The organism is Cupriavidus sp. FW305-F7, from assembly GCF_058782875.1.
The window spans coordinates 1-13913 of record NZ_JBYSYC010000029.1 but is presented as its reverse complement, the minus strand read 5'-3'; the positions used below and the strand labels follow the sequence as shown (position 1 = coordinate 13913).

Here is a 13913-nt window from a genome sequence, read left to right as displayed (position 1 = left end):
AGCTTGACTGGCGTGAAATGCCACCAACATCACCGGAGACAAGATGAAAGCCGTACTGTGCAAAGCCTGGGGCCCGCCCGATTCGCTGACCATCGAAACCCTGCCCGACCTGGTGCCGGCCAAGGGCGAAGTGGTCATCGACGTCAAGGCGGCCGCCGTCAACTTCCCGGATGTGCTCATCATCCAGAACAAATACCAGGCCAAGCCTGCCCTGCCCTTCAGCCCGGGCTCGGAGCTGGCCGGCGTGGTCAATGCGGTAGGCGAAGGCGTCACCCACGTCAAGCCGGGCGATAAGGTGATCGCCTACCTGGGCAACGGCGCGTTCGCCAGCCAGGCCAAGGCGCCGGCGGCGTCGGTGGTGCCGATGCCGCCCGGCATCGACTTCGAGACCGCGGCGGCTTTCACGCTGACCTACGGCACCTCGCACCACGCGGTCATCGACCGGGGCGAGCTGAAGGCCGGCCAGACCATGCTGGTGCTGGGCGCGGCCGGCGGCGTGGGCCTGGCGGCGATCGAGATCGGCAAGGCCATCGGCGCGCGCGTGATCGCCGCCGCCTCGACCGACGAGAAACTGGCGGTGTGCAAGGAGCATGGCGCCGATGCGCTGATCAACTACAGCACCGAAGACCTGCGCGAGCGCATCAAGGCACTGACCGACGGCAAGGGCCCGGACGTGATCTACGACCCGGTGGGCGGCATCTATGCCGAACCGGCCTTCCGTTCGATCGGCTGGCGCGGCCGCTACCTGGTGGTGGGATTTGCCAATGGCGAGATCCCAAAGCTGCCGCTGAACCTGGCGCTGCTCAAGGGTGCGTCGCTGGTGGGCGTGTTCTGGGGCGACTTCGTTCGGCGCGAGCCCAAGGCCAACCAGGCCAATATGGCGCAGATGCTGGGCTGGATGAAGGAAGGCAAGATCCGCCCGCATATCTCGGCGCGCTATCCGCTGGAGCAGGCCCCGCAGGCGCTCAAGGACATGGAAGCGCGCAAGGTCACTGGCAAGATCGTGATCGTGCCCTGAGCGGCACGCACGCCGGCGGCGCGCCCTGCCCGTCGGTAAAAGAGGGGCGCAAGGCGTGCGGCTACGCCCTGCGCCCGGCTGAGGCAACGCGCCTCAAGCTGCCAGCCGCCCTGGATGGCGCACACCCATGCGCCAGGCGGCGGGCAGTTCCCAACAGGCCGGTGCGGCCATTCAGGCCACTCAGGCCGCCCCTTCCTCAGAAGCGATGCTGCAGGCCGGCCATGACGCCGGTCTGGTTGTTGGCGAAGCCGACCAGGTCGCGCGAGACGCTGACGTTCTGCCCGTTGCGCGCATCGGCATAGCCCACCGACAGGTAGGCCGCCGTGCGCTTGGACAGCGCGTACTGGCCGCGCAGCGAGAACAGGATCGGGTCGGCATTGTTGCCGCCCTTGATGTTCTGCTTGTAGACCGCACCGTACAGCGTGAAGGCCGGCGTGAAGTCATAGCTGGCGCCGCCCCAGTACATGTCGCTGCGGTCCGTTGCCGCGCCGGTGGTGAAGGTGCGCTTGTAGTTGCGGTAGCCGGCAAACAGCTTCAGGTCGCCGAAATCATAGCTGGCGCCGGCATGGATGCCCTGGATGTAGTCGGTGCTGTCGGCCGGCGTGGTGCTGCTGCCGGCGCCGTTCTGGCGGTCCCAGGTGGCGGCCGCGGCAAAGTTGCCGGCGCTGTAGCCCACCCCCAGCGCGTACTTGGACGAGCTCTTGAAGTCCCCCGCCACTTCGCCCATGGCCACGGTCGCGCCCAGCTTCAGGCCGCCGAAGCTGCCGTCATAGCGGACCGCGTTCGAGGCGCGCGAGAACAGGCCGTCCTTGCGGCCGCCGGTCGCGGTCGATGAGGTGGCCCACGAATAGGCTGGCGCGTAGCCCATCGGGTCGAACGGCAGCATGAAGTCGTAGGTCGTGGTGAAGGTGCGGCCCAGCACCACCTGGCCGTAGCGGCTTGCCAGGCCCACCGTGGCACGGCGGTCGAACAGCGTGTTGTCGGTGTCCAGCTTGCCGGTGTCGATGGCGATGCCGCTTTCCAGGGCGAAGATCGCCTTCAGGCCGCCGCCCAGGTCTTCGCTGCCGCGGATGCCCCAGCGCGAGGTGTTCTTGCCGCCCGAGGTCAGCTTGACCGCCGAGCCGTCCGGGCCCGCGTGGCTGACATATTCGATGCCGGCGTCCACCAGGCCATACATGGTCACGCTCGATTGGGCGGATGCCGACCCGGCTGCAGCCAGACCCATCGCTGCAAATGCCATTGCCGTACGCTTCATGCTATCTCCTTGCTTGTGCTTGTTGTGTGAATCGTTAGCCGGCCGGATGGTAGGGGACGCGCACTTTCAGTTCGCTTTCGGAATGCAGGCTTTTCGCAGGCGCGGCGCCGCAGCGGGGTTGGTGGTTTCCCTAGCTTCTAAGCCGGCACACTTCCCTGTATCTGTCTGGCCTCGGCCGTTCCGGCCGTTTTTCCGTATTGCCGCCTGACTGCCCTGCCCCATGCGTATCCTGCTTGCCGAAGACAATGTGATGCTGGCCAATTCCCTGAGCCAGGCCCTGGGCCAGGCCGGCTTCACGGTCGACTGCATGCACGACGGCCGCAGCGCCGACAACCTGCTCAGCACGCAGGACTACGCGCTGCTGATCCTGGACCTGGGCCTGCCCGGACTGGATGGCCTGGAAGTGCTGCGCCGCCTGCGCCAGCGCCGCAACCCGCTGCCGGTGCTGATCCTGACCGCGCACGGCTCAGTCGAAGACCGCGTGCGCGGCCTGGACCTGGGCGCCGACGACTACCTGGCCAAGCCCTTCGACCTGTCCGAACTGGAAGCGCGCGCCCGCGCGCTGATCCGCCGTGCCCACGGGCATGAGAGCACGCAGATCGCCTGCGGCCCGCTGCACTACGACAGCGTCAGCCGTGCCGTCCTGCTGCACGGCGAGCTGCTCCCGCTGACCGGGCGCGAGCGCGCCGTGTTGGAGGTGCTGCTGCTGCGCGATGGCCGCGCGGTGAACAAGGCGGCGCTGTCGGAGAAGATCTTCGGCATCGACGAATCGGTCAACCCGGATGCGATCGAGATCTACGTGCACCGGCTGCGCAAGAAGCTCGACGGCAGCGGCGTGGCCATCGTCACGCTGCGCGGGCTGGGCTACCTGCTCGAAGCGCGGCCGGTGGCATGAAGCGCCCACGACAGGCGCCCAGCCTGCGCCTGCAGCTGTCGCTATGGCTGCTGCTGCCGCTGATGGGCCTGCTCGCCTTCGATGCGTGGCTGACCTATGAGCGCGCCATGTCGGCCGCGCATATCGCCTTCGACCGCACGCTGGAGGCGTCGCTGCGCGCGATGCGCGAAGGCATCCGCCTGCGCGAGGGGCGGCTCCAGGTCGACGTGCCCAACCTGGCACTGGAACTCTTCGACGACCAGGCCGGCCCGCGCATCTTCTACCGCATCCGCGACGAGGACGGTGCCACCGTGACCGGCTACGACGACCTGCCGATGCCGGCCGAGGCACCGCTGCGGCTGTACCGCACCGAGTTCTACGACACCGTCTTCCGCGAGCACCCGCTGCGCATGGCGGCCCAGGCGCTGCCGGTGCACGACGTGGGCTCGGCACGCACGCGGCTGGTGTGGGTGCTGGTGGGCGAGACCATCGAGCCGCGCCAGCTGCTGGCGCGCGACATCCTGATCGGCTCGCTGCTGCAGGAACTGATGCTGGTGACGCTGGCGCTGGGCATCGTCTGGCTCGGCGTGCGGCGCGGGCTGCGGCCGCTGAACCGGCTGTCGGACACGGTGGCGCGACGCGGCACGCAGCTCGACCCGATCGAGCAGAAGGACCTGCCCGCCGAGATGAAACCGCTGGTGCAGGCGCTGAACCAGTACATGGACCGGCTCCACGGCATGGTGCAGGCGCGCAAGCGCTTCTTCGCCGATGCCGCGCACCAGCTCAAGACGCCGCTGGCGATCATCCAGGCGCAGTCCGAGCTGGCGCTGCGCGAGCGCGACGGCGAACGCGTGCGCGAGCATATGCGGGTGCTGCACGGCACCGTGCGCCATGCCTCCAAGGGCGTGCAGCAGCTGCTGTCGCTGTCGCGACTGGAGCCTGATGCGGGTTATATGCCCAAGCTCAGGCCGCTGCGACTCGATGCGCTGGCGCAAGGCGTGGCACTGGACTGGGCGCCGGTGGCGCGTGGCAGCGAGGTCGACCTGGGCTTCGAGCAGGAAGAGCCGGTGGAGGTCGCCGGGCAGGCCGAGCTGCTGCAGGAATTGACGGGCAACCTGATCGACAATGCGATCCGCTATGCGGGACATGGCGCAGTGGTCACGGTGCGCGTGGCGCTGGACGGCGGCGTGCCGTGGCTGCAGGTGATCGATAACGGCCCCGGCATCGCGCCGGCAGAGCGCGATGCGGTGTTCCGGCGCTTCTATCGCGGCGAGAGCGGGCGGGCCGTGGAAGGCACCGGGCTGGGGCTGTCGATCGTGCGCGAGATCGCGCGGCTGCATGGTGCAGCGGTGGTGCTGGGGGATACGCCGGGAGGCGGGCTGACCGTATCGGTCTGCTTTGATACGCCTGAGGCAGGCGCCGCAGACTGAGCGCTGCCGGCAAAGCAAAAGGGCGGCCGCAGCCGCCCTTCCCTTCGCTTCGGCACTTCAGTTCAAAGCTTCTCCGTCTCCCCGCTCTGCGGCTGCCACTTCATCAGCCGCTTCTCACCCCTGCCGACCATCCAGTCCAGCACCAGCGCAAACGCCGTCAGCACCACGATGCCGGCAAACACGGTATTGATGTCGAAGGTGCCTTCGGCCTGCAGGATCAGGTAGCCAACGCCGCGCGCCGAGCCCAGGTATTCGCCCACCACCGCGCCCACGAAGGCCAGGCCCACCGAGGTATGCAACGACGAGAACACCCAGCTGGTGGCGCTGGGCAGGTAGACATGGCGCAGCAGCTGCTTCTGGTTGGCGCCCAGCATGCGCGCGTTGGCCAGCACCACCGGGCTCACTTCCTTGACGCCCTGGTAGACGTTGAAGAAGACGATAAAGAACACCAGCGTCACCGCCAGCGCCACCTTCGACCAGATGCCCAGGCCGAACCAGACCGCGAAGATCGGTGCCAGGATCACGCGCGGCATCGAATTCATGGCCTTGACGTAGGGGTCGAGGATGGCGGAGGTCAGCGGGCTCAGCGCCAGCCACAGGCCCACGCCCAGCCCCGCCACCGTGCCGATGCCGAAGGCCAGCACGGTTTCGATCAGCGTTACGCCCAGGTGCAGGTAGATATCGCGATCGACGATAAACCAGCTCCAGATGCGCTGCGCCACCATCAGCGGCTCACCAAAGAAAAAGGCAACCTGCTGCGAGCGCGTGGCCATATGCCACACGCCGAGGATCACTACTAGGACGAGCAGCTGCCAGACGCGCAGCATGCCCTTGGAGTCGTTACGGAATGCCATCGTGAATTCAGGTCTTGTTGTGATGGGAAGGCTCAGGCCACCTTGAGCTGCTGGGCATAGCCCTTGAGCACTTCTTCGCGCAGCACGTCCCAGATCGCGGCGTGCAGTTCGACAAAGCGCGGATGGTTGCGGATCTCGGCCACGTCGCGCGGGCGCGGCAGGTCGATGGCAAACTCGCCGATCGGGTGTGTGCCCGGGCCGGCCGACAGCACCACCACGCGGTCGCTCATGGCAATGGCCTCGTCCAGGTCGTGGGTGATGAAGAGCACGGCCTTGCGCTTGGCGGCCCACAGCTCCAGCACCTCGTTCTCCATCAGCTGGCGGGTCTGGATATCCAGCGCCGAGAACGGTTCGTCCATCAGGATGATGTCCGGGTCCAGCACCAGCGTCTGCGCCAGCGCGACACGCTTACGCATGCCGCCCGAGAGCTGGTGCGGGTAGCGGTCGCCAAAGCCGCCGAGGCCCACGCGGCGCAGCCATTCCTCGCCCTGCTGCACGGCCTCGGCGCGCGCCACGCCGCGGAACTCCAGGCCGGCGACGACGTTATCCAGCGCGCTGCGCCAGGGCATCAGCGCCTCGGTCTGGAACATATAGCCGGCGCGCCGGTTGATGCCGCGCAGGGGTTCGCCGAACACGCGCACCTCGCCGCTGGAGGGTTCCAGCAGGCCGGCGCCAACGTTCAGCAACGTGGACTTGCCGCAGCCGGTGGGGCCGACCACGGAGACGAATTCGCCGGGCTGGATCGACAGCGTGACGTCCTGGACCGCGGTATAGCGCTGGCTGCGGTCATCGCGCGAGACAAAGGTGCAGGTGACCTTGTCGAGGGAAAGTGCGGGAGTGCTCATGGTGAACCGTCTCGGTCCCGCCGTGGCGGCGCCGGGGGGCGCGGTGCGGGCGGGTGATGATGGATTGGCCGTCAAGGTTTCAAAGCAAAGGCCCGCTGCGGACAGCGGGCCGATGGCATCGACGGCGAGGGTCTTACTTGTACTTGGCGTTGGCCTTCTGCACGAAAGCGTTGGTGTAGGTCTCTTCCAGCTTGACCGGCTTGCCCTTGAGCTCGGCGTCGAACTGGCTCAGCGCGTTGAACGCGGTGCGCGGGCCGTCGGCCGGCATGGTGCCGTCCGGCGAGATCGCTTCCTTGACCTTGTCCCACGCGGCCAGGTACAGCGCGCGGTCACCCAGCAGGTAGCTTTCCGGCACGGTCTTGACGATGTCCGACGGGCCCGCCTTCTGCAGCCACTTGAGCGCGCGCACCATGGCATTGGTCAGCGCCTGCGTGGTGTTGGGGTTCTGCTGGATAAACGCCTGCGACGCATACAGGCAGCCCGACGGCATGTTGCCGCCGAACACGGCCTGGGTGTCCTTGAGCGTACGGGTGTCCGAGGCGATGCGCACTTCGTTCTTCTGCGTCAGCATCGACACCACCGGGTCCAGGTTGGCCATCGCATCGATCTGGCCCGAACGCATCGCCGCCACCGCGCCGGCGCTGGCGCCCACACCGATGAACGACACGTCGGACGGCTTCAGTCCGGCCTTGGCCAGCACGAAGTTGGCCATCATGTTGGTCGACGAGCCCGGCGCGGTCACGCCGATCTTCTTGCCCTTCAGGTCGGCGATCGACTTGAAGTTGGGCATGGTCTTGTTCGACACCACCAGCACGATCTGCGGGGCGCGGCCCTGCAGCACGAATTCCTGGTAGCGCTGGCCCTTGGCCTGCAGGTTGATGGTGTGCTCGTAGGCGCCCGAGACCACGTCGGCGCTGCCGCCCACCACGGCCTGCAGCGCCTTGGCGCCGCCGGCGAAGTCGACAATCTCGACGTCCAGCCCTTCTTCCTTGAAGTAGCCGAGGCGCTCGGCAATGGTCAGCGGCAGGTAGTAGAACAGGTTCTTGCCGCCCACCGCGATGGTGACCTTGGTCTTCTCGGGCTTGCCCTGCGCCTGCGCCTGGCCGAAGGTGAACCAGCCGGCCAGGAACAGCGCCAGCGCGATCAGGAATTGCTTCCAGAATTTTTTGTTATACATGCGAGATCTCCTACCCGTGTGGACTGGCGCTGCGGCAACATGCGCTCGAAGGGGGCGCGCCGCGGTGCGGCAAATTGCGATGCTACCGGACGGTGCGATGCACCGCATCGGTATCAACACCTAGCAAACCCGCCAGCTTAGCGCCCTTACCTTTCGATCACCTTGCCTCAGCCCTCGCCATCATTCCGCGTGGATGTCGGCGGACTTGATCACCTTGCCCCAGCGCGCCAGCTCCGCCTTCTGGTACTGCCCCAGTTGCTGCGGGTTCATGTACTTGGCCTCGGCGCCCAGGTCCTCGGCCTTCTTGCGGAAGGCTTCGGTGCGCATGATCTTCTCGATCTCGCCGGTCAGCTTGTCGATCACCGGCTTGGGCGTGCCGGCCGGCGCGTACATCGCAAACCACGACGACACGTCCAGGTCGGGGTAGCCAGCCTCGGGCGCCGACGGCACGTCCTTCAGGCTGGGCAGGCGGGTCTTGCTGGTCACTACCAGCGGACGCAGCTTGCCGGCGGCGATATGGGCCATCAGCGGCGGCGGCGTGGTGATGGTCAGGTCCACCGAGCCGCCCAGCAGGTCGGTCATGGCCGGGCCGGTGCCCTTGTAGGGCACGTGCGTGATTTTCGTGCCGGCCATCTGGTTCAGCAGCTCGGTCGAGACGTGCTGCAGCGAGCCGTTGCCCGACGAGGCGTAGTTGAGCTTGTCCGGATTGGCCTTGGCGTAGGCCACCAGTTCCTTCAGCGACTTGACCGGCAGGCTCGGACGCACCACCAGCACCTGCGGCGCCGACAGGATATTAGCCACCGGCGCAAAGTCCTTGACCGGGTCCCACGACAGGTTCTTGACCAGCAGCGGCGTGATCACGTGGAAGCCCGAGTACTGCAGCATCAGCGTGTAGCCGTCCGGCTTGGCCCGCGCCACCAGTTGCGCGGCGATGCTGCCGTTGCCGCCGGGACGGTTGTCCACCACCACCGGCTGGCCGAGCGCCTTGGACAGCGGTTCCGCAATCATGCGCGCCGCGATGTCGGTGGTGCCACCGGCCGCGGCCGATACCACCAGCGTCACCGGACGGGTGGGATAGGTACCGTCCTGCGCCAGGGCGACAGGCGCGAACCATGCCACACCGAGTGCCGCCAGCGTGGCGGCTACGGCCTTGCGCCGTGCGGGCATGGCGGACTTGCGTTGAAGGGCTTGCTTCATGAGGGTCTCCGTTATCTGTTGGATGTGTTGTTTTTGTCTGGGTGCCGGCTATGCCTGCCCGGCGAAATGCTCTGCCATCCAGGCCGGCGGCTGGTGCGTGCGCAGGCGCGGGCCGGCGCTCAGCAGCTGGCTGTGGATGTCGCGCCCGACCAGCGCCGGCATGCCGGCCACCACGTCGAGCAGCGCGCCCAGGTCGACGCCGGTCTCGACGCCCATGCAGTCGAACATATGGACCAGGTCTTCGGTGCTGACGTTGCCGCTGGCACCGGGGGCGTAAGGGCAGCCGCCCAGGCCGCCGGCGGCCGCGTCGAAGCGCGTCACGCCGGTCTGCCAGGCTGCCAGGGCATTGGCCAGGCCCATGCCGCGGGTGTTGTGCAGGTGGATGGTCAGGCCGGTATCGGGCAGCGTGGCCTGGAAGGCCTCGCACAGCGCCGCGACCTGGTTCGGGTAGGCCATGCCGGTGGTGTCGCACAGCGTGATGCCGGCCGCGCCGGCCTCGGCAAAGCGGGTGGCCAGTGCCATCACCGCGCCGGTATCGACCTCGCCCTCGAACGGGCAGCCGAACACCGTCGACAGCGACACGTTGACCGGCACACCGGCGGCGCCCGCCGCCTCGATCATCGCCAGCAATTGCGCTTGCGACTGCTCGCGCGTCATGCGCAGGTTGGCGCGATTGTGCGTCTCGCTGGCCGACATCACCAGGTTGACCTCATCCGGCTGGCACGACAGCGCACGCTCCAGCCCGCGCAGGTTGGGCACCAGCGCGGTATAGCGCACGCCCGGGTGGCGCCGCATGCGGTGCATCAGTGTCTCGGCGTCGGCCAGCGCCGGGATGGCGCGGGCCGAGGTGAACGAGGTGGCTTCGATGCGGGCAAAGCCGCAGGCCGACAGCGCGTCGAGGAAGGCGACCTTGGCGTCGGTCGGCACCACCACCGGCTCGATCTGCAGGCCGTCGCGCGGCGCGACTTCATTGATCTCGACGCGTGCCGGGCCGCGCAGGTTGGCGGCGGCGCTCATGCGATCACCTTGCGCGCGCGCAGGTCGGCGATGGCGGCGTCATCGAAGCCAGCCTGCTTCAGCACCGCATCGGTATGCTCGCCCAGCGTCGGCGCGCGGTCATGGATTTCCCCCGGGCTGGCCGACAGCTTGGGCACTACGCCCGGCACTTCCACCGTGAGCCCGCCGGCCGAGGTCACCGACTCGATCACGCCACGGGCGCGGTAGTGCGGGTCTTCGGCGATGTCCTTGACGGTATAGATACGGCCAGACGGCACCTGCGCGTCGCGCAGCACCGCCAGCGCCGAGTCCACCGTCTGCGTGCGGGTCCAGTCCGCGATGGCGGCATCGATTTCGTCCACGCGCTTCACGCGGCCATCGTTCTGCGCCAGCGCCGGATCGTCGGCCAGGTCGGGCCGGCCGATGGCCAGCATCATGCGCTTGAAGATGGCGTCGCCATTGGCCGCCACCAGCACGTATTCGCCGCTGGCGCAGGGGTAGGCATTGGACGGCGCGATCCCCGGCAACGCGCCGCCAGCGGGCTGGCGCACCGCGCCGAAGGCCGAGTATTCCGGCAGCAGGCTTTCGCTCAGGTTGAACAGCGACTCGTACAGCGCCACGTCGATGACCTGGCCTTCGCCGCCGCGCGCGTCGCGCTGATACAGCGCCAGCAGCACGCCCATGGCGCCGTGCAGGCCGGCGATGGTGTCGCCCAGCGACAGCCCGGCGCGCACCGGCGCGCGGCCAGGCTCGCCGGTCAGGTGGCGCAGGCCGGCCATGGCTTCGGCCACGGCGGCAAAGCCGGGCTCATCCTTCTTCGGGCCGGTCTGGCCGTAGCCCGACACGCGCAGCATGATCAGGCGCGGGTTGTCGGCATGCAGCACATCCCAGCCCAGGCCCCACTTCTCCATGGTGCCAGGGCGGAAGTTCTCGATCAGCACGTCGGCCTCGGCGGCCAGCTTGCGCACCAGTGCCTGGCCTTCCGGCTGGCGCAGGTCGATGCAGATCGACTCCTTGTTGCGCGACTGGGCCTCCCACCAGACCGAGGTGCCTTCATGCAGCATGCGCCATTTGCGCAGCGGGTCGCCCTGCCCCGGCGGCTCCACCTTGATGATGTGGGCACCAAAGTCGGCCAGGGTCTTGGCGGCAAAGGGGCCGGCGATGAGTTGTCCGAGTTCGAGGACGCGAATGCCCTCGAGGATCTGTTGCGCCATGGGGTGTCTCCGTGCGATGCGGTGTTTTGTTGCAGTGCGGCAAGCCCAATGACTGGCTTGTCATACATTGCGTTCGAACGGAGTGTGCCCCAGCAGGGGCCCGCCAGGAATCGGCAATCGGAGAAGCGGGCTTTCTCGGAACGCGAAAGGCTCCGGAGGCGCCTCAGCACAGGGGCGTCAGAACGGCGCCCGGTCCCCGCACAGGTGGCTGATCAGCAGCCGCGCCGACACCGTCAGCCCGGCCGGGTCGCGCAGCCCGATCAGCAGCGAGCGGCGCGCCCAGGCGTCCTGCAGCGACACCAGCGACAGCCCCATCGACTTGACATGCGGCTCGGCCGCGATGCGCGGCAGCACGCCCACGCCCAGGCCGGCCATCACCATGCGGCACATGGCATCGAAGCTGCGCACCTGGATGCGCAGCCGGAACGGCCGGTCCAGCCGGCTGCTCTCTTCCAGCAGGCGGGCGGCCAGCGAGGTTTCCTGCGGCAGGCTGACGAAGTCGAATTCCAGCGTATCGGCGTAGTGCACCGGGCCGCGCGCGGCCAGCGGATGGTTGGGCGGCGTGATGATGACCAGCTCGTCCTGCCGGTACTCGATCGTCATCAGCCCGGCCGCGGGGGTGCGGTCGGCAAAGATGCCCACGTCGGCGCGGTTCTCGATCAGCGCGGCGACGATGTCGCGGCTGTTCTGTTCTTCCAGCTCGATGCGGATGGTGGGATGGCGCTGCATGAACGACGCCAGGTCGTCGGGCAGGAACTGCGTGATCGCCGAAGTGTTGGCGCACACCCGCACCTGCCCGCGCACGCCCGAGGCGTAGTCCGACATCACGCCGGCCATGCGTTCGACGTCCTGCAGGATGGTCAGCGCATGGTGGAAGCAGGCCTGGCCGGCCTCGGTCAGCTGCACGCCGGCGGCATGGCGGAAGAACAGCGGCGCGCCGACCGCGGTTTCCAGGTCTGAGATGCGCTTGCTGGCGGCGGCCACGGCCAGGTGCGACTGGCGCGCGCCGGCCGAGATGCTGCCCTGCCGGGCCACGGCGACGAACAAGCCAAGCGTGACGAGATCGAAGCGGGCCAGGTTCATGGGGCAGGCAGGTAGGCGGAGGAATCCGGTGATCGGCGCGCGGGCACGTGGGCGTTCCGGCCCCGCGCGATCGGGCTCAGAGGTTGCGGCGGTCCATCACCGCGCGGGCGATGGTGCCGGCATCGACGTATTCCAGCTCGCCGCCCACCGGCACGCCGCGCGCCAGGCGCGACACCTTGAGGCCGCGCGCCTTGAGCATTTCGCCGATGTAGTGCGCGGTGGCCTCGCCTTCGCTGGTGAAGTTGGTGGCGACGATGACCTCGCCGACCGGGCCGCCCAGCTCAGGCTCGGTGGCGCGCGCGAGCAGCCTGTCCAGGTGGATCTCGCGCGGGCCGATGCCATCCAGCGGCGAGAGCCGGCCCATCAGCACGAAGTACTTGCCGCGGTAGGTCAGGGTCTGCTCGATCATGACCTGGTCGGCCGGGGTTTCCACCACGCACAGCAGCGAGGCGTCGCGGCGGTCGTCCAGGCAGGTCGCGCAGATCTCCTGCTCGGTGAAGGTGTTGCAGCGCTGGCAATGGCGGATATGGTCCGCCGCGCCGCGCAGTGCATCGCCCAGCTTGCGCGCGCCCTCGCGGTCGTGCTGCAGCAGGTGGTAGGCCATGCGCTGGGCGGACTTGGGCCCGACGCCGGGCAGCACCCGCAGCGCTTCGACCAGTGCCTGCAGCGAGGTCGGGGACGATGCCTTCACAGTGGCGTTCAGAACGGCAGCTTGAAGCCCGGGGGCAGCGGCAGGCCCGAGGTCATCGAGCCCATCTTTTCCTGCGAGGTGGCTTCGGCCTTGCGCACGGCGTCATTGAAGGCGGCGGCGACCAGGTCTTCCAGCAGGTCCTTGTCTTCGCCCTCGGCCAGCAGGCTAGGGTCGATGGTGACGCGCTTGACGTCGTTCTTGCAGGTCATGACCACCTTGACGAGACCGGCGCCGGACTGGCCCTCGACCTCGATCAGGGCCAGCTGCTCCTGCATCTTCTTCATGTTTTCCTGCATCTGCTGGGCTTGCTTCATCAGCCCGGCGAGTTGACCTTTCATCATGATGGAATGCTCCTGGATTCGGTAAGAAATTCGGCAAAGTAGTTCGGTAAAGCAAACGCAGGCCGCGGATCAGGCGGCGCGCGGCTGGATCGAGCCCGGCACGATCTGGCCGCCAAAATCGCGCAGCAGGCCCTGTACAAAGGGATCGGCCTCGATCACTGCCTCGGCCTGGCGCTGGCGCTCGGCGCGCGCCTCGGCATCGGCGGCCGCCGCGGTGATGGAAACCCCGCCCACCTCGCAGACCACGCGCACCGGCACGCCAAAGTGGTCGCACAGCGCCTGCTGCAGCCGCTCGGACACGCCGTTCTCGCCCAGGGCCGCGACCGGGATGCGCAGGTGGAAGGTGCGCCCGACCACCTGGGTCAGTTCGCTCTGGTAGGCCAGCTGCTGTGCCAGGCCCTTCAAGGGCAGGCCAGCGGCCAGCACCGGCCATTCGCCGGTGAAGGCCGGCGGGGTGCCATCCTCGCCCGCCGCAGGCGGTCGCGGGGCGACGAATTTGGCGGACTCTGCCGGCGCCGTGGCTGACGGCACGGGAGCGGCCTCGCGCGCCGGCTCGGCCTCGCGCGCGGGTGCCCGGCCCGGCCGGGCCGGGCCGTTACGCGGCGCGGCGGCAGGCGGTGCCGGTTCGTTGAAACCGCTGTCGCGGTAGCCAGGATCGCTGTCATAGGGGCCTATGACCGGCAGGTCAGGCGGCAGCTCTTCCCACGGCGGCACGTCGCTGCCACCCGCCAACTCCCAGGGCGGCACGGATTCCGGCTCCACCTGGCGCGCCGCGGGCTGCGCGGCGGGCCGTGCCGGCGCTGCCGGAGACTGGACTGGCGGCTGCATGGGCGCCTTCGCAACCGGTGCCGGCGGGCGGCTCACGGCTGCGGCGCCGGGCGCGCGCAAGGGTTGGGCCGGCGGGCGCTGCGCGGCAGCCGGCGCTGGCGGCATGGCCG

The 13913-nt window shown here is 68.4% G+C and carries 13 protein-coding genes and 1 pseudogene; 3 read left to right on the top strand and 11 right to left on the bottom strand.

Translation table 11 applies throughout. The annotated features are described in order from the left end of the window. Positions 1-43: 43 nt before the first annotated feature. Complete coding sequence (locus AC3WL8_RS24505; RefSeq protein WP_010814246.1) at positions 44-1018, top strand: NADPH:quinone oxidoreductase family protein; 975 nt, start codon at positions 44-46, stop codon at positions 1016-1018. 196 nt (positions 1019-1214) lie between these two features. On the opposite strand, the gene AC3WL8_RS24500 is transcribed toward AC3WL8_RS24505, so the two are convergent. Beyond that, positions 1215-2273, bottom strand: coding sequence for a porin (locus tag AC3WL8_RS24500; protein ID WP_153953635.1), 1059 nt, complete (start codon positions 2271-2273; stop codon positions 1215-1217). 220 nt (positions 2274-2493) lie between these two features. On the opposite strand from AC3WL8_RS24500, the gene AC3WL8_RS24495 reads away from it, so the two are divergent. Continuing rightward, on the top strand, positions 2494-3168 hold the full coding sequence (locus tag AC3WL8_RS24495; RefSeq protein WP_013957233.1) for a response regulator: 675 nt from the start codon (positions 2494-2496) through the stop codon (positions 3166-3168). After that, on the top strand, positions 3165-4577 hold the full coding sequence (locus AC3WL8_RS24490) for a sensor histidine kinase (protein WP_492379016.1): 1413 nt from the start codon (positions 3165-3167) through the stop codon (positions 4575-4577). The genes AC3WL8_RS24495 and AC3WL8_RS24490 overlap by 4 nt, the downstream gene beginning before the upstream one ends. Before the next feature lie 62 nt (positions 4578-4639). On the opposite strand, the gene AC3WL8_RS24485 is transcribed toward AC3WL8_RS24490, so the two are convergent. The 10 genes and pseudogenes from AC3WL8_RS24485 to AC3WL8_RS24440 all read right to left on the bottom strand — a co-directional run. Next, complete coding sequence (locus AC3WL8_RS24485; protein WP_492379015.1) at positions 4640-5431, bottom strand: ABC transporter permease; 792 nt, start codon at positions 5429-5431, stop codon at positions 4640-4642. 32 nt (positions 5432-5463) lie between these two features. After that, a complete protein-coding gene (locus AC3WL8_RS24480) occupies positions 5464-6276 on the bottom strand; it encodes an ABC transporter ATP-binding protein (protein ID WP_013957236.1) in 813 nt (270 codons plus the stop codon). A 133-nt stretch (positions 6277-6409) separates the two neighbouring features. Then, positions 6410-7453, bottom strand: a complete 1044-nt coding sequence (locus AC3WL8_RS24475; protein ID WP_013957237.1) for an ABC transporter substrate-binding protein — start codon at positions 7451-7453, stop codon at positions 6410-6412. 180 nt (positions 7454-7633) lie between these two features. Beyond that, on the bottom strand, positions 7634-8650 hold the full coding sequence (locus AC3WL8_RS24470; RefSeq protein ID WP_492379014.1) for a Bug family tripartite tricarboxylate transporter substrate binding protein: 1017 nt from the start codon (positions 8648-8650) through the stop codon (positions 7634-7636). A 48-nt stretch (positions 8651-8698) separates the two neighbouring features. After that, complete coding sequence (locus AC3WL8_RS24465; RefSeq protein WP_211979883.1) at positions 8699-9667, bottom strand: hydroxymethylglutaryl-CoA lyase; 969 nt, start codon at positions 9665-9667, stop codon at positions 8699-8701. Beyond that, positions 9664-10860: a CaiB/BaiF CoA transferase family protein gene (locus AC3WL8_RS24460; RefSeq protein WP_013957240.1), complete on the bottom strand. Its 1197-nt coding sequence runs from the start codon at positions 10858-10860 to the stop codon at positions 9664-9666. Before AC3WL8_RS24460 ends, AC3WL8_RS24465 begins: the two co-directional genes overlap by 4 nt. A gap of 177 nt (positions 10861-11037) precedes the next feature. After that, on the bottom strand, positions 11038-11943 hold the full coding sequence (locus tag AC3WL8_RS24455; protein WP_013957241.1) for a LysR family transcriptional regulator: 906 nt from the start codon (positions 11941-11943) through the stop codon (positions 11038-11040). A 76-nt stretch (positions 11944-12019) separates the two neighbouring features. After that, on the bottom strand, positions 12020-12634 hold the full coding sequence (recR, locus tag AC3WL8_RS24450; RefSeq protein WP_013957242.1) for a recombination mediator RecR: 615 nt from the start codon (positions 12632-12634) through the stop codon (positions 12020-12022). A gap of 8 nt (positions 12635-12642) precedes the next feature. Then, positions 12643-12975 (bottom strand): YbaB/EbfC family nucleoid-associated protein, encoded by a 333-nt coding sequence (locus AC3WL8_RS24445; RefSeq protein ID WP_013957243.1) that lies wholly within the window; start codon positions 12973-12975, stop codon positions 12643-12645. 69 nt (positions 12976-13044) lie between these two features. Next, positions 13045-13913 (bottom strand): annotated as a pseudogene (locus AC3WL8_RS24440) (DNA polymerase III subunit gamma/tau); the annotation flags it as partial.